Source organism: Sanguibacter biliveldensis, from assembly GCF_033798665.1.
Lineage (GTDB): Bacteria > Actinomycetota > Actinomycetes > Actinomycetales > Cellulomonadaceae > Sanguibacter > Sanguibacter inulinus.
The window spans coordinates 1,393,092-1,418,806 of the sequence record NZ_CP138359.1 but is presented as its reverse complement, the minus strand read 5'-3'; the positions used below and the strand labels follow the sequence as shown (position 1 = coordinate 1,418,806).

Sequence of the window (25,715 nt, the reverse complement as noted above, 5' to 3'; positions counted from 1 at the left end):
CTGCTGCTGCCGGGCCCGCTCTGCGAGCCCGGCGCCGTCGACGCACGGCGCCAGTCAGCGCCCCCGCGACCGGTCCAGCGTGTCCCTCTCGCGGCGCGGGAGCCGGTCCGCCACGGTGTCGTAGGAGTCGCGGACGAGCTCCTCGACCAGGCTGGCCGTGACACCGGGCCCCGGGGCGACCGACACCCAGTGCCGCTTGTCGAAGTACCGGGCCCGGCCGACGCTCTCGTACTGACGCACGAGGGCGCCGGCGTCCTCAGGGTCGACCTTGACCGTCACGAGCGGGTCGTCGGGGTTCTCGGTGACGACGGCGAACACCCTGCCGCGGACCTTGTGCACCAGCAGGCTGTCCGTGAACGGGTACCCCTCGGTGACCCCGTCGAGCGCACGCGCCACCCGGTTCGCGACGGCCTCGAGCTCGGGCCCTCCCAGGCTCACGAGCCCGAGCCGAAGGTCGTCGGGTCGACAGGTCGGAGCCTGCGGGGCAGCCCCTCGACGACCAGCAGGTACGACTCCGTGACGAGGTCGTCCACGAGCTCTTCGTCGAGGTCACCGCCGGGGTGCAGGGTGATCCAGTGCTTCTTGTTCATGTGATAGCCCGGGCTGACGTCCTCGTGTGCCTCCCGGAGGCTACGGGCATCAGCGGGCGCGGCCTTGAGGACGACGATGGGCTCCTGCGTCACGGCGGTCGCCAGCATGAACACCTTGCCGCGCACCTTGTACACGTCCCAGTCCTCACCGAAGGGATGGGTGAGCCCCGCCCCGGGCAGCTCCTGCGCCCGCTCGGCGGCGCGCTCCTGCAACATCGTCCCGTGCACAGACCTCACCTCTCCAGCTGCTCTCCGCTCCCGGACCTGCCCCACGGTACGCACAGCCTCAGACACCGCGGACCGTGGGTCGCGAGAGGGACGGAGAGCCGCTGCGTCCTGCCTGCGATCCCTCGGGGCTACACCCCGACAGCAGCCGGCCTCCACATCGACATCGGACGAGCACCGGGGATCCCGTCGATCGGTGCGACCTCCTGGAAGCCCTCCCGTGCGTACAGCCGACGGTTCCGCTCGTTCGACGACTCGAGGTAGGCGGGCGACCCCTCGGCGTCGATCCGCGCCAGGCGTGAGCCGAGCAGCGCAGAACCGATCCCGGTCCCCCGCGCGGAGGTGGCCGCGCCGATCTGCGCGAGATACCAGTGCTGCGCAGCCGGGCGGTGCGCGGCCATCCGGCTCTGGACGCGGACGGCGTGCCGGAGCCCGCGCAGCCCGAGCGCGGCGACGAAGGCCGGGAGCTCGAGCACCTGGCTCAGCAGGTGAGAGCGAGTGCCCGGAGGCTCCCAGACCGCCACGCCGACGATCTCGCCGTCATCCCGGCGGGCCAGGTCGACGCCTCCGAGCGGTAGCGCACCGCTGCGGAGCACGGGGGCGAAGAGCCGGACGAGGAGGTCCGCCGTGGGTAACGGCCGTCCTGTCACGGCAGCCAGGACGGCGTCGCCGGCGAAGGCCTCGGCGAGGACTGCGGCGGCTGCGGGGACGTCGGCGGGGGACGCCGGGGTGATCGTGGGCATGGTGCTCCTTGCGTCGAGGGGTGGCTCTACCTAAACTTGGTCACGCGACCAAGTCAAGCGACCAAGTCTCATCGACACGGTGTCTTCACGACCCAGGGCGGGCACGTGAGACGCCCACCGCGACACGACGGGAGAATGACCTGCATGGCAGCAGAGAAGACGTCACGACGCCGGTCCGCGCAGGAGCGACGCGACGACCTGATGGACGCCGCGATCCTCGTGATGAGCCGGGGCGGGGTCGCGGCCGCGACCACCCGAGCGATCGCCGAAGAGGCCGGTGTGCCCCAGGGCATCTTCCACTACTGCTTCAGGTCGAAGGACGACCTCGTCACGGCGCTCTTCGAGCGCGAGATCGCGCGGTCGACCGACCGCACCGGCAGCGCGCTCTCCACCTTCCCCGACGTCCGCCGCGGCGTCGCAGCTGCGCTCGAGGCGCAGCTCGCGCTGGTGCGCGCCGACCCGGACTACTACCTCGCGATGGCCGAGCTCTCCCTCACCATCGCCCGGACCCCCGCCGGCCCCGCCCTCGCCGTGTGGGAGCAGGAGCAGTACCGCACCCGCGCCCAGGCGGGCCTCGAGGCCTGGTCGGCCGAGCACGGGCTGACCTGGTCGGCGCCCCTCGACCACGTCGCGTCCTTCCTCGTCGCCCTCGGCGCCGGGGTGACGAGCACCTGGCTCGCCGACCGCGACGACGCACGGGCCGAGAGCGCTGTCGCGGTCGCGACCCAGGCCCTCGACGCCCTCGCGCAGCGCTGACGACACGAGCCCGCGTGCCGTGATCGCTCACGTCCCCACAGGGACCGTCCATCGCCGGACTAGCTCCTCGACGTGACCCGCGTCAGTCCGTGGCCTGCCGCGGCCGCGGACCGCTGAAGACGCGCGTCGACCGCTGCCTGCCGGTCAGGCTGGTCAGGCGGTGACAGCGCGCAGGAGCCCGGCCACGAGGTGGACGCGTCCGACCACGGTGTCGACCAGCACGTGCTCGGTGTCAGCGTGCGCCCCGCCCCCGACAGCACCGAGCCCGTCGAGCGTCGGGATGCCGAGAGCGGCCGTGAAGTTGCCGTCGCTGCCACCGCCGACCGAGACCCCGCGGATCCCGGGCTCGAGCGAGGCCGCGAGCGCGAAGAGGTCTGTCGACGTCTCGGGGGTCATGGGCGGGCGGGCGACAGAGCCCGTGACGGCGAGCACAGCCTGCGGGTCGCGCGGGGTGAGCGAGGCGAAGGCCGCCTCGACGCGTGCTGTCTCGTCCGCAGTCTCGACCCGGACGTCGACGACGATCGTCGCCGCGTCGGGTACGACGTTGCTCTGACCTCCCGAGCGCAGGACCGTCGGTGTCACGGTGGTCCCGGCCTCGGGGCGGTTCAGCGCCGCGATCTCCAGCACCTGGTGCGCGGCCTCGACGAGCGCGTTGACACCTGCTTCGGGTTCGAGGCCGGCGTGCGACGCCCGCCCGGTGACCGTGACCTCGAAGGTGCCGCAGCCCTTGCGCCCGACCTTGAGGTCGCCGCCGTCCCCGGCACCCTCCAGCACGAGGACAGTCCCGCAGGCCTGGGCCCGGTCTTCGAGCAGCGCCCTGGACGTGAGGCTGCCGTTCTCCTCGTCGGCGGTCACCAAGATCTCCACTCCGGACCTGTCGTCGAGCAGGGCCACAGCGTGGACCGCCTGCACGAGCCCGCCGAGCATGTCGAAGACCCCCGGGCCGGTGATCTTCCCGTCCGCCACGGTGAAGGGGCGGCGGGCGAGGGTCCCGAGCGGGAAGACGGTGTCGTGGTGCCCCAGCACGAGGACCCTCGGTTCTCCGCCGCCAGACCAGTGGACGTGCGGGCCGGCCGGGCCGTCGACGAGGACGGCCCGGCCGCCGAGGCGCCGCTCCAGGAGGTCGGCGACGACGCGCGCCGAGATGGTCAGAGACTCGACGTCCCCCGAGGGTGACTCGACCTCCACGAGGGTGCGGAGGTCGTCGAGGATCGTGTCGAGCGAGACGGCGAGAGTCATCGGATCACCGTAGTGGTGTCAGCAGCTCTCGCCGGACACGGAGTCTGGACCGCAGAAGGGCGGCTGTGCCTCGGGCGCGGTGTCGGCTGGCCCCTGCTCGATGAGGGTGGTGCGCCAGACGACCGTCCCGTCGGCGTCGATGCTCTGCGCCTCGAGGAGAGTCCCGTCGCTCGGGTCGAGGATGTACAGCTCTCGGTACCAGTTGTCCTCGAGCTGGTCTCGCTCGACAGCCACGCCCGGTCGCCCAGCAGCGTCTGTCATGTCGCCCAGCAGCTCGACGTCGGGGATCGAGGCTGCGACGTTCCAGGCAGCACGTCTCAGCGACGGGGAGGCAGGACTCTCGAGCAGGAGCTCGCCGATGCTCTCCCACAGCACGTCGTCCACGTCTCCCCCGCTCGTCTGGGCCACCTGCCTCAGGTACGAGCCGAGCTCGCCCGCGTCGGTCGGGAGGGCCTCGAGCTCGTCCCAGGTGATCTGCTGGTTCGAGATGAACACTGCAGGGCCGCCGAACGACTCCGGTTGGATCGTCCTGACCTGCTCGCCAGGAGCACCGTCGTCGGTCACCGGAATCCCGTCGATGATGATGCTGTCGGCCGTCCGACCCAGCCAGACCTCCCGCGGGAACTCCCCGGTCTCGGGGTACTCGACCTCGGAGACCACGTGCCAGTACTCAGCACCGGCTGCCTCGTCGACCTGCTCGCCGGCTCCTTCCGCAGCGGCGAGAAGCACGGACTCGGCCGACGCCGGGGTGGCGACGACGAGGGGCACGGCGATCAGCGCGGCGGTCACCGCCGCTGCACCGGCCAGGATGCTTGCTCCCCATCTGCGGGGGCGGCGGTTGCGTCGCACGGCGGCGACACGTGCGCCCGCCCCGGCGATCGCCTGGTCGAGCTGGCGGCGTCCGGCGAGGAGGGACTCGGTGGTGGGGTCTGCGACGTCGCCAGCGGTCTTGGCCAAGGTGTCGAGATTCATGATGGTCCTCCGTCAGACAGCAGAGATGGGAGTGGTGCTCAGGACGGTCCGGGCACGCTGGCGCGCCCGGGTGAGCCGGGTCCGGACCACGGTCGGGTCCACGCCGAGGGTGCGGGCCGCCTCAGCGGCGCTGAGCCCTTCCCAGGCGACCAGCAAGAAGGCCTCGCGCTCGGCGGGGCTCAGCGATGCCAGGGCCAGCCGGAGCTGGTCCCGGGCGGAGCGTGCGTCGACGCGGTCGTCGACGGCGTGCCAGTCGACGCCGACGTCGGCGTCGACGACAGCGCTGGGACGCTGCCGCCGGAGGTAGGAGCGCACCACGTTGCCGCTGATCCCGTACAACCAGGGCAGCGCAGACCCGCTGTCGTGCGGCTTGTAGCGCACGCGGGCCTCGAGGGCGGCCACGAAGACGTCTCCGACGAGGTCTTCGGCAGCGGCATGCCCGGCGCGCCGGGCGATAAAACGAGACACCGCGACGGCGTGGCGCTCGTAGAGCAGGCCGAGGGCCTGCGGGTGCAGGACCGATCGGGCCAGCAGCTCGTCGTCGGTCGACTCGTTGGTCTTCATGTCTGGTCTATGCAGCGAGCGTCAGAAGCGTGACACCCGACGTCCAGCTCGCTGCGGTCCTGCGCCCGGGTCTCGCCACTCCCTGCCGAGACCCAGGTCAGGACGATCAGCTCGAGAAGTCCGCCACGAGGTCGTCGTACTCCTCCGACGTGATCGCCTCGAGCGCACCGTAGGCCGTGCCCGCGAAAGACGACTGCAGGCTGTCGATCTGCCAGTCGTCCCCGTAGCGCAGGACCCCGACGCCACCGAGGTACGTCTCGCCGTCCAGCTCGTAGAGGACGACGTACTCACGGCGCTCGTCGGCCCCGACGAGCTTGGCTGCCTCGGCGAGGTTCTCGTCGAGCTTTCCGGGGCCCTTCACCTGGTCGATGCGTTGCGTGGTCAGACCTGCGAGACGAGCGGAGTCGAGTCCGTCGACGATGTCCTGGGCTGAGACGTCACCCTTCTCGAGCGGGGTCGTGGAGTTGAGGTCGACGTCCGGCAGCAGGAGGCTGATGGTCATGCGGCGGTACTGCTCGGCGGCGGCGCCGGCGCGGGTGGTCTTCGCGAGCTCGACGAAGAGCTCGTCGTCGGACGGGAGCGACGAGGTGTCGGCGGGCGTGAAGGCGCGCAGCCTCTCGAGCGTGCCGACGAGGTCGAGGTTCTCAGCCTGGGCATCGGTGGCCCACGCGGCGAGAGCACCGGCTGCGTCTCCCTCGGCGATCCGCTCGGTCGAGGTCTCGACGGCTTCCTCAGGCGTCGCGAATCCCTGCTGCTCAGAGTCCCCGGCGCCGACGGACCTGACACCCAGCAGCACCCCGAGGACCACGGCGACGACGGCCAGGACGGCGACCAGGACCCAGGGCAGCGCACTGCCTCGGCGAGGCCCGGCGGGCGGTGCGGGGGGACCGGGGACCTGGGCGGGCTGTCCGTAGGCGGCACTCGAAGACGTCATGCTGCTGGACGCTACCCGCCCCGGGCTGCGGGCACGATGGTGACCTCTCCCCGGGGACCTGAGCCCCGCACGACCGCACACGCTGCGAGGACACGCGTCGAGGCCCCTGCCGACCACGCGGGCTACGAGCCGGAGCGCCCGGCTCCTCTGGTCAGGTGCGGGCGTGCCAGGTCGGTGTTGTCGAAGACCCAGGTGGCCCTCCGGCGCGGGTCAGCCTCGGCGAGGTACAGGCGCTGACCGCCGACGTACCGCCGGTTCGACGCGGCCTCGGGGTCTGGGTCGTGGGAGCCCTGCAGCCGCGCGTTGCCCCGCGGGACGGTGACAGCCAGCGGTGCGTCCACCCAGACCACGGCGTCCCAGACGTCGGCGAGCTCGGGCCGCTGCAAGAAGATCCCGTCGACCAGGAGGATCCCGGCAGGCGGGACCTCGAACGCCGGGACGGTGACAGGCTCGTCGAGATCCACGTCCCAGACGGCCGGGACCACAGGCTGCCCGGCGCGCAGGGGGTCGACGACGGCAGACCTGAAGGCCTCGTAGCGGTACGACCCGCGGTAGAACCCCTCGGCTCCGAGACCCGCAGCCCGGCGCTCTGCTCGTGGTCTGTGGAAGCCGTCGATGCTGACGCGCACCAGGGGGCGCTCGTGGCGCGCTGCCGACAGCCCGGCGAGCTCGTGGGCCAGGTGTGTCTTGCCGACCCCGTCGACGCCGTCGAGGGCCACCAGCACACGCTCGCCGGGGCGCACGAGCTCGATCTCGTCGAGCAGGGCGGACACGACGGGCGATCGGTGGTCTGGGACGTGCATGCGCACGACTCTACGAACGACGACCGGCGGCGAGGCGGCGCGTCCACCTGCCGTGCGGACGACCACGGCACCGTCGTCGAGAGGCCCCCGGGGAATACCGGACGACCTCTCACCCTTGTCGCCCTCATGAAGGCAATCGTGTACTCCAGCACAGGTCCCTCGTCCGTCCTCGGCCTCGTCGACCGTGAGGTCGCCAGCCCCGGCCCCGGGGAGGTGCGCGTGCGGGTGGTCGTCTCCGGCGTGAACCCGACCGACTGGAAGGCGCGCACCGACGGCGACCTCGCCTTCCCCGAGGTCGTCCCGAACCAGGACGGCGCAGGGGTGGTCGACGCTGTCGGCGACGGTGTCACCGAGCTCTCCGTGGGGGACCGCGTGTGGCTCTACCTCGCAGCTCACCGTCGTCCGACCGGGACGGCTCAGGAATTCACGGTCCTGCCCGTCGACCGGGCCGTCAGGCTGCCCGACGGGATCGACCTCGACGTCGCGGCCAGCATGGGGGTGCCGGCGATGACGGCCCACCGCGCGCTGACGGTCCACGAGCACGGTCCCGCCCGCCTCGCACCCGGCGCGCTCGAGGGGCGTGTGGTCCTCGTCCAGGGTGGCGCCGGCGCCGTCGGGCATGCCGCGATCCAGCTCGGCGTGTGGGCCGGGGCGACGGTCATCACCACGGTCAGCAGCGACGCGAAGGCCGAGCTCGCCCGCGCCGCGGGCGCGCACCACGTGGTCCAGTACCCCGACGACGCTCTCGCCGACCGCATCCGTGAGATCGCGCCGGAGGGCGTCGACCACGTCGTCGAGGTGGCCCCGGCGCAGAACGCGGCCCTCGACGTGGAGGTGCTCGCCAACCACGGCAGCATCGGCTACTACGCCAACAACAACGGCGACGACTTCAGCGTCCCGATCGTCCCGAGCTTCATCAAGAACGCGCGGTGGCAGGGGCTGCTCCTGTACACGGTCGGCGACGAGGCGCTGCACGCCGCTGCGCAGGACGTCACGGACGCGCTGCGCGACGGCGCACTGCCGGTCGGTGAGGCCGCAGGCCTGCCGATCACGTGGTTCCCGCTCGAGGAGACCGCCGCGGCGCACGACGCGGTCGAGTCCGGCGTGACCGGGAAGGTCCTTATCCGGGTAAGCGACTAGGCACTCGCGTAGCAGCCCTGCCCGGCCTCCCTATTGCGAGGCCGGGCCGGTATCCAGCCGGTCAAAAACTACCGAAACGTCATCCGGAGAGATATTCGATCACCGCAATTATGGCGGCATTCCGGATCTGCCTGGCGCGAACGTCACCGACATAATGAAGCGTCTTGAACTTTGCTTCTGATGCGCCAAGCACCTGACCAATGGTGTCGAGATTCAACTCTTGAAGCTTTTGCTTCTGAAAGTACGTGAGGTCGAGAATCTGGGCAGAAGCATCCAGCCTCGCTTCCAATGCCGCATTTCCATCGCGATTCAATTGTTCGAGTGGGACATCTTGAATCGCTCGGTATGCAGAATGATTCGCCCCGAACTCTTGCATGCGCTTTATACTGAAAGATCTGCGGATTCTACTACCATACGACAACGGATCTGAATCTTGAGCGAAGCCGCATCCGAAATTGACCATATACCGCGTGCCAACCTCACTGCGCGTCGCCCGAATGCCGGAAACACCTTCCTGAAGGATTCCGCTGTAGCAGAGCAACCGTAGAGCTTCTCGCACGGCTTGTGGCGCATCACGATGGATCCAAATCGCCGACGACGTCTCGTTATCCCGTTGGTTTCTTGCGTGGAGAGCCGGAAGCACCTCAGACTCCAAGAACGTCCTCCCCCAGTCGATCAGTTGGCGATGACCCGGATAACGGTCCGCTAATGCCGAGTGCTCTGACCAGATCTCCTCACGGTAGTACTCCCGAATGCTAGCCTGAACGCGCGTGGCATTTATCGGCAAACTCCTCGATAGAGTCTTCAAGAGGATTCGAGGATTGCCCGTCGCGGCGAAAGACAGGGTGTCGAAAATGTCGCCGCGATGCTCGATTTCGCGCCGCAAACTCGGGTCTTGTTTCAGCACAATATCACGCATCGATGGCGCGTAGCTATCATCTCCTACAAGACGCTCGACATCCAAAATTGTAGCGTCGTGGCTTGGCTGAAAAGACTCACCATAAGCCGTTGCCCCGGGATAAACCGAAGCCTTGACTGACAAGTAAGGGCTTCGCAAGTCTCGCATCAGAGTAAAGAACTGCCGCTGCTGCTCCGGGATGAAAACGTGAGCGGCCTCATCCACCAGCAATGCGATCCTCGACAAACCCTGCTCTTCACAGAGATCTTCTATCGCATGGCGAAGGGCCTCGGGATCGGGAACACCAGCAGCCCCGGTCACTTGTCCGCCCCCCTGCCAAAACTCTTCGTAAGCCGCCTCAACATCTCCAGCGCCGCTCCCGGACTCGCCCGAGACCAGGCGAACCAGAGAAGAATTACCGCTCGCAACGAGCCCGTATGAAGTAAGCGCTCGAGTGACACTCGTTGCAATCTTTGAAACCATCCAGGGAAGAAAACCCTCCGGGGTTTGGCGGATAAGCCCTGCGCGCGCAAAAGTCACGTAAACTGGCAATATTCGGTCTGCAGTAAAACTGGCTTTCATCTCGGATTCTGCAACTCTAAGCAAGAAGGACTTGCCAACGCCTCTGCTACCCCTCAATACAATCGGAGAGCGGCCCTTCAACTTATCTACTATGGCCCGGTCTTTCGCCGTTTCAACGAAGTACTTCTTGAGCTCTTCGAGCTTCAAGTCTTCGGTTCGGAAGAATAGTTCCTGTGACATCAGTTCCCCGTAAGTCCGACGTATTCACGGATACCGCTCAGATGGCTGAAATTACCGACCAGTACATCCGAGAGGTTCTGGTTTTCGCGGGCATCTAGCTCGATCCCGTACCGAACAAATAGCAAAAAGAGAGCGGAAATTGACGCCTTATGGGCGGTCTCACACCAATCATCTAGCACCTCACCACTAAACTCAATCGTATCTGGAATCAACCTTGAAACCCGGTCTTTTCCATGCACAAACTGGGAGCAGTGCCTGTAGGATGCCTCAGCATCTTTCGAATAGGTCAGCGCGGCCTCGGCCATCGATGGAAAGAACTCTTGAACGAAACTCCGCGAGAGGACGCCGCCATCGCTACTGAGTGCAGCGGACCACGAAAAATCACTTCGGTCCGACATCCATCGTCTCCGCTCGAACTCGTTGACCGAAAAATAGACGGCCGCAAAGGTTAACTCCAGGAACAGGCGCAGCCCAACATAGGCCTGCCTGTATAACCCGCTCGCTACGCAGTATTGGGAGAAGGCCAACTCTCGACGCGCGGACTCCAGCTGGCTGCGCACCGGTCCATTGACCTCGGCAATCCATGTCCCGAAGTCCGAATCGATTTGGTGCACCGCCCCCAAACTCTCCCGTCGGTTCTCTAGGGTCTCAGCCACGCAGGCTTGCGTGGCCTGAGCGACATCACCGAGTTGGGTCTCATAAAAAGAACCGCTGATCTTGAACTCAGTCTCTTCTGCTTGACTCACGCTTCGCCCCCAGGATTGTTTGGATTATGATATCGTCTACCTCCAGACTTTCTTCGAGATGTTGCGGGTGAAATTTCAAATTGGGTTCCGCGTCATCGCTCACCCAGTGGGCGACTCTCCGATCAGCCGACGTTTAGTCCCGACGTACTGAGCGACGGAACGATATTCAGAGGCACACCCCTTGATGCGCCTCGCGCCATCGTCGTGGGAGACGACCTCAGCCAGCCGAGTAGACCGTGTTGACGAGCACGACGTACAGCGCGGTCCCGCCGAGGATCGACAGCAGCGCGTTGCGACGCCACAGATGCAGCCCGACGGTGACGACGAGGGCGAGGAGCTCGGGCACACCGTGCCACCTGTCGCCGAGGGAGACGTCCTTGAGCGTGTAGACAACCAGGATGAGCATGATCCCCACGGGCATGTACCGGCCGAGGAACTGCACGAAGGCCGACTCGCGCAGCGGCCCGATCACCAGGAACGGCAGGGCGCGCAGCCCGAAGGTCACCACGAGGATGGTCGCGAGGGCCGCCAGGACGTAGCCGTCGTCAGGCACGGGCCACCCGCTCTCCGCGAGCGCGCCGGAGCGCGAACCTCACGGTCAGGGCCGCGAGGAAGAGCAGCATGCCCACCACGAGCATCTCGTCGCGGGCGACGAGCAGTGCCACGAGGGCGGAGCCGATCGCGAGCATCGGCGAGGTGAGGTCGCGATTCTGGCGGAAGGCGTCGAGGGCGAGGACCGTGAACAGCGCGGTGAGGGCGAACCACATGCCCTGCGGGACCTGCGGCAGCGCCCGGCCGAGGAGCGCCCCGGCGACTCCGCCCGACACCCAGTAGGTCTGGCAGAGCACCTGCATCCACACGATCCTGGCGGTCGTCCGCTCGGCTGCGGGGATGTGGTGGGCGAGGGCGTAGGCCTCGTCGGTGAGGGCGTACATGCTGTACGTCTTCGCGAGGGGGCCGCGGACGGCGTGCAGCGGGAAGGACAGGGCGTAGAAGACGTGCCGGAAGTTCACGAGGACCGTCGACAGGGCGATGCTCGCGAGCGATGTCGCGGCGACGACGAGCCCGATCGCGAGGAACTCGAGCGACCCTGCGTAGATGAAGGTCGAGAAGAGGGGTGCCCACCACCAGGAGAGCCCGGACTCGATGACGAGGAGCCCGAAGGCGACCCCGAGCGGGACCATGGCGACACCGACCGAGATCGTGTCCTTGAGCGCTGCCGCGAGAGCGTTCGCGGGGACGGGAGTGGTGTCAGGCTCGGGTGAGAGCTCGTCGGGGTTCGCGGGCACCGCACCACGGTAGCCGCGGGCTGACTGGAGGACGGCAGGTGTCCGGGCCCCGAGCAGGACGAGCCACACGAGGCGCACGAGGCGCACGATCCGCACAGGGGTTCAGCCGAGGTGCGCCTTGAGCGCGAGGAGATGGTCACGGGTGAGCGTGGCGGCCGCCGTCCCGTCGCGGTCCGCGATCGCCTGGACGATGCGCAGGTGGTTCTGATGGTCGGCGTCGCCGCCGTACTCACCGCGCAGCCGGAGCAGGTCGATCATCGCCTGCCGGCTCCGGGGGGTGAAGGAGTCGAAGAGCTCGACGAGGATCTCGTTGTGCGCTGCGGCGACGATGCTCCTGTGCAGGGCGGTGTCGGCGTCCACGTGGATCTCGATGCTCTCCTGCCGAGCCGCCCTCTCACGCGCCGCAGCCTCCATCGCCTGCAGCTCGTCGGACGTGCGGCGCTCGGCTGCCAGGACCGCAGCCTCGACCTCGATCGCGATGCGCGCCTCGATCACGGCGGCGACGTCCGCCCGCCGGACCACGCGGTCCCAGTCCTCGGGCTGCTCGAGCGCGGTGACGAAGACACCGGCCCCCTGCCTGCTCGCGAGCACACCCCGGCCGGCGAGGTCCCGGATCGCCTCGCGGACCGTCGACCGTCCGACCCCGAGCTGGGGCGCGAGCGTCGTCTCGCCGGGGAGCTTCTGCCCGAGCGCCCACTCTCCGCGCCGGATGCGCTCGAGCAAGTGGTCGGCCGCCTGCTCGGCCAGCGGTGTGCGGTTCAGCTGCGTCATGGCACCATCTTCTCGCACTCCTCAACTTCTCTACTTGTCTGAGGAGTTGTGCTAGCGTCACGAGCGTGGCTCCTCGTCTCCTCCTTGGTCGCCGCGGCGAGGTCTGATCCGACCGGTCCCTCGCCGCGGGGCTGCGACGCGCGCCGGTCGACCACATCACGACCCGAAGGACCGACCATGAGCACCACCTCTCGTATCTCGACCCCCGCAGGCCCCGTCCCCGACGGCTCCCCAGCCTGGAACCGGCAGCGACGCTCGCAGATGCCCTCGCACCGCTACACCGACGCCCACTCCCGTGTCGAGGTCCCGCTCCAGGAGCGCAGCTGGCCGCTCCACAGGCTGACCGCAGCACCGCTGTGGGTGCCTGTCGACCTGCGCGACGGCAACCAGGCGCTCGCCGAGCCGATGGACCCGGCCCGCAAACGCCGGTTCTTCGAGCTCATGGTCCAGATGGGCTACAAGGAGATCGAGGTCGGATACCCCTCCGCCTCGCAGACCGACCACGACTTCGTGCGGCTGCTCGCCGAGAGCGACATCGCCCCGGAGGACGTGACGATCGTCGTGTTCACCCCGGCTCGCCGGGACCTCGTCGAACGCACCGTCGAGTCGGTCCGCGGCATCCGCAACCCCGTCGTGATCCACATGTACACGGCGACCGCCCCGACCTGGCGCGACGTCGTGCTGCGCCGTGACCGCGACTCCTTGCGCGAGCTGATCCTCGCCGGGGGCCGCGACGTCCTCGAGCTCGCCGGGCACCTGGAGCACGTGCGTTTCGAGTTCTCCCCCGAGGTCTTCAACCTCACCGAGCCCGACTACGCCCTCGAGGTCTGCGACGCCATGACCGGGCTGTGGGACGCGACCCCTGACCGTCCCGTGATCCTCAACCTCCCGGCGACCGTCGAGATCGCGACGCCGAACGTCTACGCCGACCAGATCGAGTACATGCACCGGAACCTCGCGCGGCGCGACGCGGTGATCCTCTCCGTCCACCCGCACAACGACCGCGGCACCGGGGTCGCGTGCGCGGAGCTCGCTGTGCTGGCCGGGGCGCAGCGGGTCGAGGGCTGCCTGTTCGGCAACGGCGAGCGTACGGGCAACGTCGACCTCGTCACCCTCGCGCTCAACCTCCACGCCCAGGGTGTCGACCCGATGATCGACTTCTCGGACATCGACGAGATCCGTCGCACCGTCGAGCACAGCAACCGCATCGAGGTCCACCCGCGCCACCCCTACGCCGGCGACCTCGTCCACACGGCCTTCAGCGGGACGCACCAGGACGCCATCAAGAAGGGCTTCGCCGAGCACAGGCAGCGCGCAGCGGCCGAGGGTCTGGCAGAGGACCAGACCCCGTGGCGGGTCCCCTACCTGCCGATCGACCCGGCCGACCTCGGTCGCAGCTACGACGCTGTGATCCGCGTGAACTCGCAGTCGGGCAAGGGCGGCATCGCCTATCTGCTCGAGTCCGACTACGGCATCGAGCTGCCCAGACGCCTCCAGGTCGACCTCGCCGGACGCGTCCAGCAGCATGCGGACTCGACAGGTCTCGAGGTCGACGCACCGCAGCTGCTCGAGATCTTCGAGCACAGCTATCTGCCGTCGGCCGACGGCCTGCTCGAGCTGCTCGACCTGTCGACCGAGACCCGCGACGGCACGCGGACCCGGGTCGCGCTGCGCATCGCGGGTGTCGAGCGCAGCGGCTCCTACGAGGGTGTCGGACCCGTCGAGGCTGTGACGTCGCTGCTCGGAGAGCACGGGATCGACGTCGAGATCCTCTCGCTCCACCAGACCTCCCTGCGGGCCGGCGCCTCGAGCGAGGCCCTGACCCTCGTCGAGCACGTCGGCCCTGCCGGGACGACCTGGTCCGGTGGGCGGCATCGCTCGGTCCTCACGGCGAGTGCTCACGCCGTCCTCGGCGCGGCGCGGGTCGTGATGGCTGGTCAGGGCACCTCTCCCCAGGCAGAGCAGCCCATCGCCCTCCAGCCGGTGCGCGGATAGCGTCACCCGCGTCAGACTCTCGCCCGACGGAAGGCCCGCTCATGCCCGCACACCACCCGCTCCGCGCCACGGCGCTCCTCTCGATGCTCGCGGTGGCCTGCGGGGTCGTGCTGTCAGGGTGCTCGGGCTCGTCGGACCCCGGACCGGGCTCGTCGGCGATGACCGGGACTCTGCGCTACGAGACCGGTTCGGTGCCGCCGCCGTACCACTACGAGCTGACCCTCGAGCTCACGGACGACGAGTTCACGCTTGTGTGGTCCGGCTACGACGACGAGGTAGGCCGCACGACGGGCACCCCCGTCGACCTCGACGCGGCACGCGAGATCCTCGACGGGTCCGGCCTGCTCGAGGGCGACGACGACACCGGCGACTGCACGGGTGGCGCCCAGGCCGAGGTCGACCTCGTGGTCGACGGCGACGAGGTGCGCACCTCGGGCGGGACCTGCGGCGGCGAGGGCGGGGCGGGTGACGTCGCCGACGCGATCCGGGCTGTCGCCGGCGACGACGTGGTGGACGACGCGATCGACGAGGTCGAGAGCGCCAGCTGACCTGCACGGTCCGTGAGGTCTTCGCGGTCACCGGCTCAGAGGTCGGCGAAGCTCCCCGTGTACCCCAGGAAGAGCGTCGTGCGCCGCGTGAGCACGTCGGCCAGGCGCGCCCACGCCGGGGTCCCGGCGAAGCCGTACACCTCGGCCAGGTCGGTGACGAGGACTGTCGCCCGGTCAGGGTCTAGCGGATGGTCGCGGAGGAACCCGACCCAGGACGCGCCGACCCCGAGCGGCCTGTAGCCGTACCTCTCACGGAGGTGCCGGGCGACGGCGTGGTTCTGGAACACGTCCCAGTCTTCGCTGAAGTAGCCGTTGGGCAGGCCCGCGATCGCCGCGGTCGGGTCGGCGACGGGGACGTGCAGGACGAGGACCACGTCGTCGAGGACACCCTCCGGGGCGTCGTTCACGGTGACCAGGGCCTCGATGTCACCCTCAGCACCTTCCAGCGTGCCCCGCAGGTCGCTCCACGCGACCCGCAGGCCGGGGGCGGCGAGCTGAGCCGTGGTCCGGTCCAGCTGCCGCCGCTCGCGGACCTCGTCGGCGTACGGGTCCTCGAGGAAGTCGAGGTCGTCGGTCGAGATCTCGAGGCTGTCGCTCTCGGTCGCGTGCATGCTCGTGTACAGCGCCTGGTCGAGCTGGTCGAGGGTGACGAAGACCGCGACGTCAGGGTGCTCCGCCTGCTCTGCCCGGACCAGGTCGAGCAGGTCGTCGACCGCTGTGACGTCGCGGACGACGACCCGGGTCAGCACACTCTGGTAACGCGGTGGCAGCGACCCGGGCGTCCGGTCGGTCTGCACGTCAGGCCCTGGCGGCGTCGCGGTGCGCGGTGAGCGCCTCGACCATGAGGTCGTGGTCCTCCTGGTCGGTCAGACCGGAGACCACCGCGACCCCCACGAGCGACCCGCGCACCCGGAGCGGGACACCGCCGCCGGCGAGGACATGGACGGCCGGGTCGAGCCCGAGGCGCGGCTCGGCCTGGGTGACGCCCTTGCTGCGGAACCGGAGCCTGACCGCGAGCGACGGGGCGTCGAAGCGGCGCACGACAGCGTGCTTGCGGTCCATCCAGCTGTCGTTGTCGGCGCTCGTCCCGGGCCTGGCCGCCTGGAAGACCCGCTGGTCGCCGAGCCAGATCGCCACCGTGATACCGAGGGCGCGCTCGGTCGCCAGGGCGACCACGCGCTGCCCGAGGTCCCACGCCTCGTCGTGCCCGAAACGCTCGAGGTCGAGCTCGCGGACCTCAGCCAGGATCTCCTCGGCGCGAGCCAGGTCGGAGAGGGAGTCGTCGGTCATGCCAGGCCTCCCTCGGCGCTGATGCGCGGCACAGAGCCGGCGACGTGGGCGGTGGGCAACGGCTGCTGCGCGACGAGCATGGGTCGTCCTCGGTCTCGGGGATGGGTCGGGCCACGAGCACTCTACGGCTCGCCCGGCACGGGGTCGAGGGATCGCGAGCGCAGTCGCGACCGCAGGCAGTCAGGCAGGCACAGACGCAGGTGCAGGTCGTGGTCACGACGAGAGGCGTGGTCGACGACGTGGCCGGATGCCCCGCAGGCGGACCGCGGGTACGTTCGCCCCATGGGACGGATGGTCGACACGTGGCGCTCTCACCTCCTCACGACCTTCTCCGGAGACGACGCCGGCAAGCCCGCCTGGGTGGAGAAGATGGCCGACGGCGACGACGCGGGGTTCTTCGGACCCGGGTCGGCCGCCTGGGCCGTGCACGGCGGGACCGCGACGCTCATCGCCGGGATCCGGGCCCTGCTCCTCCAGACCCTCCACCCTGGCGCGATGGCCGGGGTGCACGACTGGTCCCGCTACCAGGAAGACCCTCTCGGCAGGCTGTCGGGGACCATCCGCTGGTTGCTCACCGTGACCTTCGGGGACACCGCGCAGGCCCGGGCGGAGTCGACCCGCGTCGACCGCTACCACAACCGGGTCGTCGGTACCTACGTCGCGGCCGACGGGACCGAGCACCCCTACACCGCAGGTGACCCGGAGCTGTTGTCGTGGGTGCACGTCGTGTTCACCGACGCCTTCCTCACGTGCGACGAGATCTGGGGTGGGACCATCCCCGGGGGCGCTGACCAGTACGTCCGCGAGTGGGCGACGGCTGGTGAGCTGGTCGGGGTCGTCGATCCGCCGCGGTCGAAGGCCGAGCTGACAGCGGCCTTCGAGACCTTCCGACCGTCGATGAAGAGCGACGAGCGCGTCGCCGAGGCTGTGCGGTTCATCCGCAACCCGCCGTTGCGCCGGACCATGATGCCCGCGTACAGGATCCTCTTCGCCGGGGCCGTCGCGTCGATCCCGGCCGAGCAGCGCCGCATGCTCGGGCTGCGCCGTCCGTGGTGGCCGGCCATCACCGCGAACCGCGCCGTGCTGTGGGGGGTGGGGATGATCCTCGGGAGGTCCTCGACCTCGGAGGACGCGGCGCGGGCGAGGCTCGCGCGGCTGGCGAGGACAGCGGCCGACGACCCGACGTGAGGACTGGCGCGGGCTACGGGATGTCGAGCGGGTCGACGAGCAACCCGACCCTCTCGTCGACGTAGGCCGCGACGTCACGCACCGCGCTGTCACCGAGGGCGGCGTTCCACCGCACGACGAGGGAGCCGTCGGGCGCGAAGACGACCGGCCCCTCGCCCGACCGCAGGGAGGCGGCGTCGAGCGGGATCTCGCGCCAGCCGTGGTTGACGGTCTCGCCCGTCTCGAACTTGCCGCGCAGGGCGGCCGCCCGCAGGTCGCGGCGTTCCTCGGCCGACTGCGACTGGTAGTTGCGTACCCCGGCCTCGCGAGCCCGGACGATCGCACCCGTCGCGTAGAGCGTCCCGTCGCGCCCGAGCATGAGGGCCCCCAGCCGCCACGCCCGGCCGACCGGGCGCAGCACGGGGTTGCGCTTCACGAGCAGCACCCGGTGCGCCTCGACGTACTCCGCGAGCGGCTCGTCGCGCGCGTCAGCGGCCTCGAGCCGGACGACGGCGCGACGCAGGACCTCTCGAAGGGCGTCGACGGCTCTCTGGTCGTCCTCGTCGGCGGCTGACGTCTCGCTGCTGGGCACCCGACCATGATGCCGTGAGGGCCGTGGCCACGCACGACGCCCGCGGAGATCGTCCGGGGTGCTAGGACACACTCGAAGGCGTCATCGACGAGCTAGGGTTCGACAGCTCCGACGTGACGAGTTAGGCCAGCCTAAGATCGCTCCATGATCTCCGCCTCAACCTCTCGACGACGCGCTGCCGCTCTCGCGGCGGTGCTCGCGCTCACCGTCTCCGCCTGCTCGTCCTCCGAGGCCTCGTCGGGCGCAGGCACGACCAACGCCGAGGCACCAGCCCAGCAGCAGACCGGCGCGTCCGCACCGGCATCCACCGAGGATGGCTTCGTCACGCCCCGGACCATGCCCGAGGGCCTCGGCAGCGGCGCCCCGGACGGGGCGTTCCCCCGCACGGTGGTGCACGTCGCCGGAGAGACGACGATCGACTCCGCGCCGGTGTCGGTCGCCGTCATCTCGACAGGACAGGCCGACGCTCTCCTCACCCTGGGTGTCGTGCCGGCAGGGTCGACGGCGGCTGACGGGGCCGAGATGATCCCGCAGTACCTCTACGACGCCTTCCCCGACGACGCCGCAGACCTCGACGAGGTCGCGCCGCTCGGCAGCAGGACCGAGCCGAACCTCGAGGCCCTCGCGGCGCTCGCCCCCGACCTGGTCGTGCTCAACTCGGCCGGCAAGGAGTCCGCCGGGCTGTACGAGACGCTGAGCGAGATCGCACCGACCGTCGTCACGCAGGGCACTGGGTTGTACTGGAAGCAGGACTTCCTGCTGCTGGCCGACGCAGTCGGGCGTACCGAGCAGGCGCAGACCTGGCTCGACGCCTACCACGCAGACACCGAGGCCTTCGGCGAGACTGTCGAGGGCGACCCGACGGTGTCGCTCCTGCGGACGAACGGGGACCGCACCCGGGTGTTCGGCGTCGCGTCCTTCGCCGGGTCTGTCGTCGAGGACAGCGGCCTCGCCCGCCCGGAGAGCCAGGCCTTCACCGACGAGACCTCGATCGACCTCAGCCCGGAGCAGCTCGCGCTCGCCGACGCAGACCACCTCTTCTACGGGGTGCAGGGCGGCGACCTCACCGAGCTCATGTCGTTCCCGCTGTGGCCCTCGCTCGAGGCTGTCACCGATGACCGGGCGACTCCCGTCGACGACGACCTCTTCTTCCTCAACACCGGGCCGACCGCAGCGCGAGGCATCCTCTCCATCCTCGAGGAGACCCTCGCGGGCTGACCGTCAGGGCAGCGCACCCTCGACCGGCGCGAGCGCCTCGGCGAGCACCTCGCACAGCGAGGTCCGCACAGCGCCGGACCTCGACCACTCCCCCACGGCCGCGACCAGGGCCCCCGCGTGGGCGGCACCCGCGACCTCGGCGCGGAGCGGATCGACACCTTTCGCCACGGCGAAAGACGTGAGCACGACCGCGACGTCGCTCGCGCGCACCGCGGCCGAGCGCCGGAGCTCGTCGGCGAGGCCCATCGTGTCGGCGTGGGTGAAGGCGAGCGACACGTTGTCGGGGCGCAGCGCCCCGGCGACCTCCATCAGGGCGGCCCGTGCCGTCCCGCGCACTGTCCCGTCGTCGTGACGCGGGTCGGCCAGCGACTCCCCCAGCGTCGCGACAGTCGCGTCGAAGGTCGACCACAGGAGGTCGCTCTTGGCGCCGAAGTAGTTGAAGAAGGTGTTGCGGCTGACACCCGCACGGGCTGTGATGTCCGCCACGGAGGTGGCCGCGTAGCCGCGCTCGAAGAAGAGCTCGCCGGCCGCTTCTTCCAGCATCGCGCGGGACGAGGCACGCGGACGGCCGGCTGCGCGGGTGGAGGGAGTGACGGGGCTCATGGGGTGATCGTAGCGACCGGACCTGAAGCGTGACTTATTGTGGGACGCAGTCCAAAAACTCGTGCGGCGATGCTCACCCCGTCCGCACCCGTGCACCGCCGCACATCCGTGCCCCGTCTGCTGCTCATTCCTTGGAGACTCATGCTCGCCGCCCGACGCGCCCTCAGCCGGCGCGGAGCCGCCCTGGCCGCCCTCGTCCCTGCCGCAGCTCTCGTCCTCGCCTCGTGCAGCAGCGACGACTCGTCGTCCTCCGCCGAGCCGCAGGAGGGCGGCACGCTCGTCTACGCGACAGGCGACGCCGAGCCCACCTGCCTCGACCCGCACGTGGGGGGCAACTACCCGCAGGCGATGCTCACCACCCAGGTGCTCGAGCCGCTCGTCGGCCGCGACGCCGAGGGCGAGATCCTGCCCTGGCTCGCGACAGGCTGGGAGATCAGCGAAGACGGTCTCACCTGGGACTTCACCCTCGCCGAGGGCATCACCTTCACCGACGGGACGCCCTTCGACGCCGAGGCCGTCAAGGTCAACGTCGAGCACCTGCAGGACCCGGCCACGCAGTCCTCGACCGGGTACCTCGCGCTCGCCAAGGTCTCCGAGGTCGAGGTCGTGGACGCCACCCACGCCCGCTTCCACCTCACCGAGCCCGACTCTGCACTCGCCGAGTCGCTCAGCCAGCCGTGGCTCGCGATCGAGTCGCCGGCAGGGATCGCCCGCGGCATGGACGCCAACTGCGCCGCACCCGTCGGCACAGGGCCCTTCGTGGTCGAGAGCTGGACACCGCAGCAGCAGGTCGACCTGGTCCGCAACGACGACTACGCGACGTCCGCCCCCGAGGCGACCCACGAGGGCGCCGCGCACCTCGACCGCATCGTGTGGCGGTTCATCCCCGACGCCGCGACCCGCTACGCCGCGCTGCAGTCGGGCGAGGTGCAGGTCATCGACAACCCGCAGCCCGACGCGATCGCCACAGCACAGGCCGGCGGCGACATCAGCGACGTCGACGCGCCGCGCCCGGGATCGGTCAACCGCCTCGAGCTGAACTCCGGCCAGGCGCCCTTCGACGACGTCCGCATCCGCGAGGCCTTCGTCCGCGCGGCCGACGTCGACCCCGGCATCGAGAGCCTCTACGCCGGGACCGTGACGCGCTCCTACTCGCCGCTGTCGAGCAGCGAGCCCATGGCCGTCTCGGACGACTCACTCTTCGGCACCGACCCGGCAGCCGCCGACGACCTGCTCGACGAGGCCGGCTGGACCGAGCGCGACGCCGAGGGCTACCGCACCAAGGACGGACAACGGCTCACCGTGCGCTTCCCCGTGAGCACCAACCAGTCCGTCGCGGCCGAGCAGTCGCTCTTCGAGCAGGTCCAGGCCAACGCCAAGGCCGTCGGCTTCGAGGTCGTCATCACGCCCCTCGACCTCAGCGGCTGGTACGAGGCCCTCGGCGCGAACGAGTACGAGATCGTCTCGGCCCCGTACACCAAGGTCGGACCTGACGTGCTGCGGATCCTCTACCACTCGAGCGGGATCGTCCCGGCGCCGAGCGGCTACTTCGCCAACCACGCGCAGGTCTCCGACCCGGCCCTCGACGAGATCCTCGACCGTGCGGCCGAGGTGACCGACCCCACCGAGCGCGCCGAGCTCTACGCCCAGGCACAGCAGACGGTCCTCGACGGCTTCTTCATCCTGCCGCTCTACGACCAGCAGAACCACTACCTGACGCGCGGCGTCGAGGGCGTGCGTACCCTGCACACTGTCGGCACGCCGACCTTCCTCGACACCCAGCTCACCTCCTAGGAGCACCCGCACCCCCATGAGCGTTCTCCGGTGGGCCCTCGGTCGGGTCGTGGCTGCCGCCCTCGTCGCGTGGGTCGTGACGACAGTCGTGTTCTTCGCGCTGCGGGCGGCGGGCGGCGACCCGACCGAGGCGATCCTCGGAGGCCCCGGGTCGCAGGCGAGCGCCGAGGCCGTCGAACAGGCACGGTCGGACTACGGCCTCGACCGACCGCTGGTGGTCCAGTACCTCGTGCAGATGCAACGGATCGTCACGCTCCAGCTCGGCGACTCCTACGCACGCAAGCAGCCTGTCGCCGACCTCGTCGGGGCCCAGCTGCCCTCGACGATCCTGCTCGCTGTGCTCGCCCTCGTGCTCGCCTGGGTGATCGCCCTCGCGCTCGCGACCCTCTCGACCCGCTCGCGCGGACCTCTCGGCCGAGCGGCCTCGGGCGTCACGCAGGCCGGGGAGATCGTCGCGACGGTCGTCCCGCACTTCTGGCTCGGGGCGGTGCTGATCCTCGTGTTCTCCTCCACCCTCGGGTGGTTCCCGGCGACGAGCGTCGGGGCGTCGCCCGCCGGGCTGGTGCTGCCGGTCGTCACGCTCGCGGTGCCTGTCGCCGGTTTCCTCGGGCAGCTCATGCGGGACGGCCTCGACGAGGCCGCCGCGTCACCCTTCGCGACGACGGCGCGGGCGCGCGGGGCCTCGGAGTCCCGTGTGCTGTGGCGGCACACGCTCCGTCACGCGGCGCTCCCGGCGATCTCGCTGTCCGGGTGGGCCTTCGGCTCGCTGCTCAGCGGGGCCGTCGTCGTCGAGTCGCTCTTCGGCCGGCCCGGGCTCGGGCGGCTGCTCCTCGACGCGACGTCGTCGCGCGACGTCCCCGTGGTCGTCGGGACCGTGCTCGTCGTCGCCCTCACCTACACGGTTGTCATGACGATCGCCGACGGGCTCGAGAGGATCGTCGACCCCCGCCCGCGCGGAGCAGGTCGCGACAGCACCGCCGACCGCTCGGCCGCACCCGAGAAGGCGATCGTGTGACCCCCGCGTCCGGACGCCCTCCGATCGGCGCTAGCTCGCCACCCGGGAGCAAGATCGTGACCCCTTCGTCCGGACGCCCTCCCGCCGGGGCGAGCTCGGCACCCCGGAGCGAGATCGTGACCTCCACGTCACGATCTCGCTCCGACGGCACGATCTCGAAGGACCACGGGGCGGTCCAGCCGGAGCACGGCACGGCGTCGCAGGACTATGGAGCTGAAGCAGAGGAGAAGCAGGTGACACAGGTGCGCGGGGCGACCGGGCAGCGAGACGGTGCCCGGACCGGCCTGCGTCGGGCGCGCCTCGGGGCCTTCGGCGTCGCCGGGGTGCTCGCCCTGGCCGTCGTGCTGCTCATGGCCGTCGCGACGGTGTGGCCGGGGCTGATCGCGCCCGGCGACCCCGATGCGATCGCTCCGCGCGACGCCTTCGCCGCGCCGAGCCTCGCGCACTGGTTCGGGACCGACGAGTCCGGTCGTGACGTCTTCACGCGGGTCGTCCACGGCACCCGTCAGTCCCTCGGCATCGGAGCCGCTGCGACGGCGATCGGGGTGGGCATCGGGCTCGTCATCGGCATGCTCGCCGGCCTCGGGCCGCGCCTGGTCGACAGCGCGCTGAGCCGTGTCATCGAGGTGCTGTTCGCGCTGCCGTCCCTCGTCCTCGCGCTGCTGCTCGTCTCCGTGATGGGCGCGGGCGTGACGCCGACCCTCGTCGCCGTCGGCCTCGCGACGGCGCCGGGCTACGCCCGCATCTTGCGGTCCCAGGTGCGCTCTGTCGCCGCGAGCCCCTACGTCGAGGCTGCCAGGCTCGAGGGTCAGCCGGCGCTCTTCGTGTTCTTCAAGCACATCGCGCCCAACACCCTGTGGCCGCTCGTCGCGGTCGCGACCCTCGGCGTCGGGCAGGCGATCGTCTGGGTGTCGGCGCTGAGCTTCCTCGGCCTCGGCGCGCTGCCGCCCTCCCCAGAGTGGGGCGCCATGGTCAACGGAGGCCGGGTGTACCTCGTTCGCGCCTGGTGGCTGACGCTGGCCCCCGGCCTCGCGATCACCGTGACGGCGGCCGCGCTGACGGTCCTCGGACGACGCCTCGGACGGGTGGGAGCAGCATGAGCGCCAGGCCGGAGAAGACGACGCGAGACCGCGCCGCGGCGGAGACGTCGACTGCTGACCTGCCAGCCACGGCCAGGTCGGCACGGCTGCCTGCCCGGGTCGGCTCGGTGGAGCGGTCCGGTCCGGCTGGACCGCTCGCCCTCGACATCCGTGGGCTCCAGGTGTCCTTCGCCGGGGTCGGCGCCGTGCTGCGCGGTGTCGACCTCACGGTCGCGCCCGGTGAGTGCGTCGCCGTGGTCGGCGAGTCCGGCTCGGGCAAGTCGGTCCTCGTGCGGTCTGTCCTCGGGCTCGCCTCCGAGGGCGGCTCGACCGCCCGGGTGGCCGCGCAGACCTTCACCGTGGGTGGGCGTGACGTGCGGCGGCTCTCCGAGCGTGGGTGGCGCTCGGTCCGCGGGTCCGAGGTCGGGCTCGTGCTCCAGGACGCCCTCCAGTCGCTCGACCCGCTGCGGACCGTCGGGGCGGAGATCGGCGAGACCCTCGCCCTGCGCAAGGTGCCGCGCGCCCAGCGCCGCGACCGCATCCTCGCGGCCCTCGACGCGGCCGGTCTCGACTCCCCCGAGCTGCGCATCGTGCAGCGACCAGGTCAGCTGTCGGGCGGGATGCGCCAGCGCGCCCTGATCGCCTCGGCTCTGGTCGCCGAGCCGCCGCTGCTGGTGCTCGACGAGCCGACGACGGCCCTCGACGCGACTGTCGCCGCGCGGGTCCTGGCCACCCTGGCCGCCCTGCGCGACGCCGGGACAGCGTTGCTGCTCGTCAGCCACGACCTCGCAGCGGTCGCCCAGGTGGCCGACCGCGTCGTGGTCCTCAGCGATGGCGAGGTGGTCGAGGAAGGTCCCACCGCGCAGGTGCTCGACTCCCCCGTGCACCCTGAGACCCGACGCCTCGCGGCAGCCGTCCCGCGCGGACCCAAACCGGGAGCTGCGAGCACCTTCGGTCCTGTCGTGCTGTCAGGGCGTGGGCTCGGGCGGACGTTCCGGACCCCTGGCGGCGGGCACGTGCGGGCCGTCGACGGTGTCGACGTGGAGCTGCGACGCGGCGAGGCCCTCGGGATCGTCGGCGAGTCCGGGTCGGGCAAGACGACCCTCGCCCGCCTGCTGCTCGCGGCGGACGCACCCGACACGGGCACGGTCACCCTCGACGGGGAGGCGTGGAGCGAGACCGGGCACCGCGAGCGTCGCACCCGGCGCCACAGGGTCCAGCTGGTGCCGCAAGACCCGCTCGGGTCTTTCGACCCGAGGTACACCGCCGGACGGATCCTGCGTGAGGCGCTCTCCCGAGGGCGTTCGACCGCGACACCCGTCGAGCTGCTCGACGCCGTGCGGCTGCCGCCCGAGGTGCTCGGCCGGCGTCCGCGCAGCCTGTCCGGCGGCCAGCGTCAACGGCTCGCGATCGCCCGTGCGCTCGCCCTCGAGCCCGACGTCCTCGTCTGCGACGAACCCGTGTCGGCCCTCGACGTGACGGTCCAGGCCGAGATCCTCGGGCTGCTGCTCGACCTCCAGCGCAGCCGCGACCTGTCGATCGTCTTCGTCTCCCACGACCTCGCCGTCGTACGACAGGTCTGCGACACGGTCCTGGTGATGAAAGACGGTCGCGTCGTCGAGCGCGGACCCGTCGAGGACGTCTTCGCCGACCCCCAGGACCCCTTCACCCGCGAGCTGCTCGCCGCCCGACGAGGCGCGGGGACGTAGACGAGCTCGCACCTGCGACGCCGAGGTCGTACCTGCGACGCCGAGGTCGCACCTTCGACGCCGAGGTCGTACCTGCGGCGCCGAGGTCGCACCTTCGACGCCGAGGTCGCACGGACACGCCGGATCTCGTCTACCAGGCCTGAGTTCCGGCGTGTCCGTACGACCTCACGGGCAGAGATGCGACCTCGTCGACCGCGGGCAGCGCGGGCAGCGCGGGCAGCGCGGGCAGCGCGGGCAGCGCGGGCAGCGCGGGCAGCGCGGGCAGCGTCGGGT

The 25,715-nt window shown here is 70.3% G+C and carries 27 protein-coding genes; 10 read left to right on the top strand and 17 right to left on the bottom strand.

Annotation, left to right across the window (positions count from 1 at the left end; all coding sequences use genetic code 11):
* Window positions 1–54: 54 nt before the first annotated feature.
* The 3 genes from SANBI_RS06115 to SANBI_RS06105 all read right to left on the bottom strand — a co-directional run bounded on the left by SANBI_RS06115 (window position 55) and on the right by SANBI_RS06105 (window position 1,558).
* Complete coding sequence (locus SANBI_RS06115) at window positions 55–438, bottom strand: MmcQ/YjbR family DNA-binding protein (RefSeq protein WP_319159944.1); 384 nt, start codon at window positions 436–438, stop codon at window positions 55–57.
* Entirely contained in the window at window positions 435–818 is a 384-nt protein-coding gene (locus SANBI_RS06110; RefSeq protein ID WP_319159941.1) for an MmcQ/YjbR family DNA-binding protein, read from the bottom strand. The genes SANBI_RS06115 and SANBI_RS06110 overlap by 4 nt, the downstream gene beginning before the upstream one ends.
* A gap of 128 nt (window positions 819–946) precedes the next feature.
* Window positions 947–1,558 (bottom strand): GNAT family N-acetyltransferase, encoded by a 612-nt coding sequence (locus tag SANBI_RS06105; protein WP_319159938.1) that lies wholly within the window; start codon window positions 1,556–1,558, stop codon window positions 947–949.
* Window positions 1,559–1,702: 144 nt separating this feature from the next.
* On the opposite strand from SANBI_RS06105, the gene SANBI_RS06100 reads away from it, so the two are divergent.
* Window positions 1,703–2,314, top strand: coding sequence for a TetR/AcrR family transcriptional regulator (locus tag SANBI_RS06100; protein ID WP_319159935.1), 612 nt, complete (start codon window positions 1,703–1,705; stop codon window positions 2,312–2,314).
* Window positions 2,315–2,467: 153 nt separating this feature from the next.
* Here the strand turns inward: SANBI_RS06100 and SANBI_RS06095 are convergent, their stop codons facing one another.
* From SANBI_RS06095 to SANBI_RS06075, 5 genes are all read right to left on the bottom strand, one after another.
* On the bottom strand, window positions 2,468–3,553 hold the full coding sequence (locus SANBI_RS06095; protein WP_319159933.1) for a M20/M25/M40 family metallo-hydrolase: 1,086 nt from the start codon (window positions 3,551–3,553) through the stop codon (window positions 2,468–2,470).
* Between the two features lie 18 nt (window positions 3,554–3,571).
* Window positions 3,572–4,525, bottom strand: a complete 954-nt coding sequence (locus tag SANBI_RS06090; RefSeq protein WP_319159931.1) for a CU044_5270 family protein — start codon at window positions 4,523–4,525, stop codon at window positions 3,572–3,574.
* Window positions 4,526–4,537: 12 nt separating this feature from the next.
* The gene (locus SANBI_RS06085) at window positions 4,538–5,089 is read right to left on the bottom strand and encodes an RNA polymerase sigma factor (RefSeq protein ID WP_056131375.1); all 552 of its coding nucleotides are present in this window, start codon (window positions 5,087–5,089) and stop codon (window positions 4,538–4,540) included.
* A 106-nt stretch (window positions 5,090–5,195) separates the two neighbouring features.
* Entirely contained in the window at window positions 5,196–6,023 is an 828-nt protein-coding gene (locus SANBI_RS06080; protein WP_319159928.1) for a hypothetical protein, read from the bottom strand.
* Window positions 6,024–6,145: 122 nt separating this feature from the next.
* Entirely contained in the window at window positions 6,146–6,826 is a 681-nt protein-coding gene (locus SANBI_RS06075; protein ID WP_319159925.1) for a nucleoside/nucleotide kinase family protein, read from the bottom strand.
* 126 nt (window positions 6,827–6,952) lie between these two features.
* Here SANBI_RS06075 and SANBI_RS06070 point away from each other — a divergent pair, with 126 nt between their 5' ends.
* Complete coding sequence (locus tag SANBI_RS06070; RefSeq protein ID WP_319159923.1) at window positions 6,953–7,966, top strand: NADPH:quinone reductase; 1,014 nt, start codon at window positions 6,953–6,955, stop codon at window positions 7,964–7,966.
* 79 nt (window positions 7,967–8,045) lie between these two features.
* On the opposite strand, the gene SANBI_RS06065 is transcribed toward SANBI_RS06070, so the two are convergent.
* From SANBI_RS06065 to SANBI_RS06045, 5 genes are all read right to left on the bottom strand, one after another.
* Complete coding sequence (locus SANBI_RS06065; RefSeq protein ID WP_319159921.1) at window positions 8,046–9,593, bottom strand: hypothetical protein; 1,548 nt, start codon at window positions 9,591–9,593, stop codon at window positions 8,046–8,048.
* A gap of 32 nt (window positions 9,594–9,625) precedes the next feature.
* On the bottom strand, window positions 9,626–10,372 hold the full coding sequence (locus SANBI_RS06060) for a hypothetical protein (RefSeq protein ID WP_319159918.1): 747 nt from the start codon (window positions 10,370–10,372) through the stop codon (window positions 9,626–9,628).
* Window positions 10,373–10,589: 217 nt separating this feature from the next.
* Window positions 10,590–10,925, bottom strand: coding sequence for a branched-chain amino acid transporter permease (locus SANBI_RS06055; protein ID WP_319159916.1), 336 nt, complete (start codon window positions 10,923–10,925; stop codon window positions 10,590–10,592).
* Window positions 10,918–11,739, bottom strand: coding sequence for an AzlC family ABC transporter permease (locus SANBI_RS06050; protein WP_319159914.1), 822 nt, complete (start codon window positions 11,737–11,739; stop codon window positions 10,918–10,920). Before SANBI_RS06050 ends, SANBI_RS06055 begins: the two co-directional genes overlap by 8 nt.
* 24 nt (window positions 11,740–11,763) lie before the next feature.
* Window positions 11,764–12,432, bottom strand: coding sequence for a FadR/GntR family transcriptional regulator (locus SANBI_RS06045; RefSeq protein WP_319159912.1), 669 nt, complete (start codon window positions 12,430–12,432; stop codon window positions 11,764–11,766).
* A gap of 177 nt (window positions 12,433–12,609) precedes the next feature.
* Here SANBI_RS06045 and SANBI_RS06040 point away from each other — a divergent pair, with 177 nt between their 5' ends.
* Both SANBI_RS06040 and SANBI_RS06035 read left to right on the top strand, forming a co-directional pair.
* Window positions 12,610–14,427 carry a 2-isopropylmalate synthase gene (locus SANBI_RS06040; protein ID WP_319159910.1) on the top strand — a complete coding sequence of 606 codons (1,818 nt, stop codon included), beginning with the start codon at window positions 12,610–12,612 and terminating at the stop codon, window positions 14,425–14,427.
* A 41-nt stretch (window positions 14,428–14,468) separates the two neighbouring features.
* Window positions 14,469–14,975 (top strand): hypothetical protein, encoded by a 507-nt coding sequence (locus tag SANBI_RS06035; RefSeq protein ID WP_319159905.1) that lies wholly within the window; start codon window positions 14,469–14,471, stop codon window positions 14,973–14,975.
* A gap of 35 nt (window positions 14,976–15,010) precedes the next feature.
* Here SANBI_RS06035 and SANBI_RS06030 read toward each other — a convergent pair whose 3' ends face one another.
* Window positions 15,011–15,772 (bottom strand): hypothetical protein, encoded by a 762-nt coding sequence (locus SANBI_RS06030; protein WP_319159903.1) that lies wholly within the window; start codon window positions 15,770–15,772, stop codon window positions 15,011–15,013.
* A gap of 1 nt (window position 15,773) precedes the next feature.
* Window positions 15,774–16,265, bottom strand: a complete 492-nt coding sequence (locus tag SANBI_RS06025) for a heme-degrading domain-containing protein (RefSeq protein ID WP_319159901.1) — start codon at window positions 16,263–16,265, stop codon at window positions 15,774–15,776.
* Window positions 16,266–16,547: 282 nt separating this feature from the next.
* Here SANBI_RS06025 and SANBI_RS06020 point away from each other — a divergent pair, with 282 nt between their 5' ends.
* Window positions 16,548–17,453: an oxygenase MpaB family protein gene (locus SANBI_RS06020; RefSeq protein WP_319159899.1), complete on the top strand. Its 906-nt coding sequence runs from the start codon at window positions 16,548–16,550 to the stop codon at window positions 17,451–17,453.
* 13 nt (window positions 17,454–17,466) lie between these two features.
* Here the strand turns inward: SANBI_RS06020 and SANBI_RS06015 are convergent, their stop codons facing one another.
* On the bottom strand, window positions 17,467–18,024 hold the full coding sequence (locus SANBI_RS06015; protein ID WP_319159898.1) for a hypothetical protein: 558 nt from the start codon (window positions 18,022–18,024) through the stop codon (window positions 17,467–17,469).
* A 144-nt stretch (window positions 18,025–18,168) separates the two neighbouring features.
* Between SANBI_RS06015 and SANBI_RS06010 the strand changes: the two genes are divergently transcribed.
* On the top strand, window positions 18,169–19,242 hold the full coding sequence (locus SANBI_RS06010; RefSeq protein ID WP_319159896.1) for an iron-siderophore ABC transporter substrate-binding protein: 1,074 nt from the start codon (window positions 18,169–18,171) through the stop codon (window positions 19,240–19,242).
* A 3-nt stretch (window positions 19,243–19,245) separates the two neighbouring features.
* Here the strand turns inward: SANBI_RS06010 and SANBI_RS06005 are convergent, their stop codons facing one another.
* Window positions 19,246–19,845 carry a TetR/AcrR family transcriptional regulator gene (locus SANBI_RS06005; protein WP_319159894.1) on the bottom strand — a complete coding sequence of 200 codons (600 nt, stop codon included), beginning with the start codon at window positions 19,843–19,845 and terminating at the stop codon, window positions 19,246–19,248.
* 141 nt (window positions 19,846–19,986) lie between these two features.
* Here SANBI_RS06005 and SANBI_RS06000 point away from each other — a divergent pair, with 141 nt between their 5' ends.
* The 4 genes from SANBI_RS06000 to SANBI_RS05985 all read left to right on the top strand — a co-directional run bounded on the left by SANBI_RS06000 (window position 19,987) and on the right by SANBI_RS05985 (window position 25,442).
* Window positions 19,987–21,639 (top strand): ABC transporter substrate-binding protein, encoded by a 1,653-nt coding sequence (locus tag SANBI_RS06000; protein ID WP_319159892.1) that lies wholly within the window; start codon window positions 19,987–19,989, stop codon window positions 21,637–21,639.
* A 16-nt stretch (window positions 21,640–21,655) separates the two neighbouring features.
* Window positions 21,656–22,654, top strand: a complete 999-nt coding sequence (locus SANBI_RS05995) for an ABC transporter permease (RefSeq protein ID WP_319159890.1) — start codon at window positions 21,656–21,658, stop codon at window positions 22,652–22,654.
* A 233-nt stretch (window positions 22,655–22,887) separates the two neighbouring features.
* Window positions 22,888–23,754 carry an ABC transporter permease gene (locus SANBI_RS05990; RefSeq protein WP_319159887.1) on the top strand — a complete coding sequence of 289 codons (867 nt, stop codon included), beginning with the start codon at window positions 22,888–22,890 and terminating at the stop codon, window positions 23,752–23,754.
* Window positions 23,751–25,442 (top strand): ABC transporter ATP-binding protein, encoded by a 1,692-nt coding sequence (locus SANBI_RS05985; RefSeq protein WP_319159885.1) that lies wholly within the window; start codon window positions 23,751–23,753, stop codon window positions 25,440–25,442. The genes SANBI_RS05990 and SANBI_RS05985 overlap by 4 nt, the downstream gene beginning before the upstream one ends.
* Window positions 25,443–25,715: the final 273 nt, after the last annotated feature.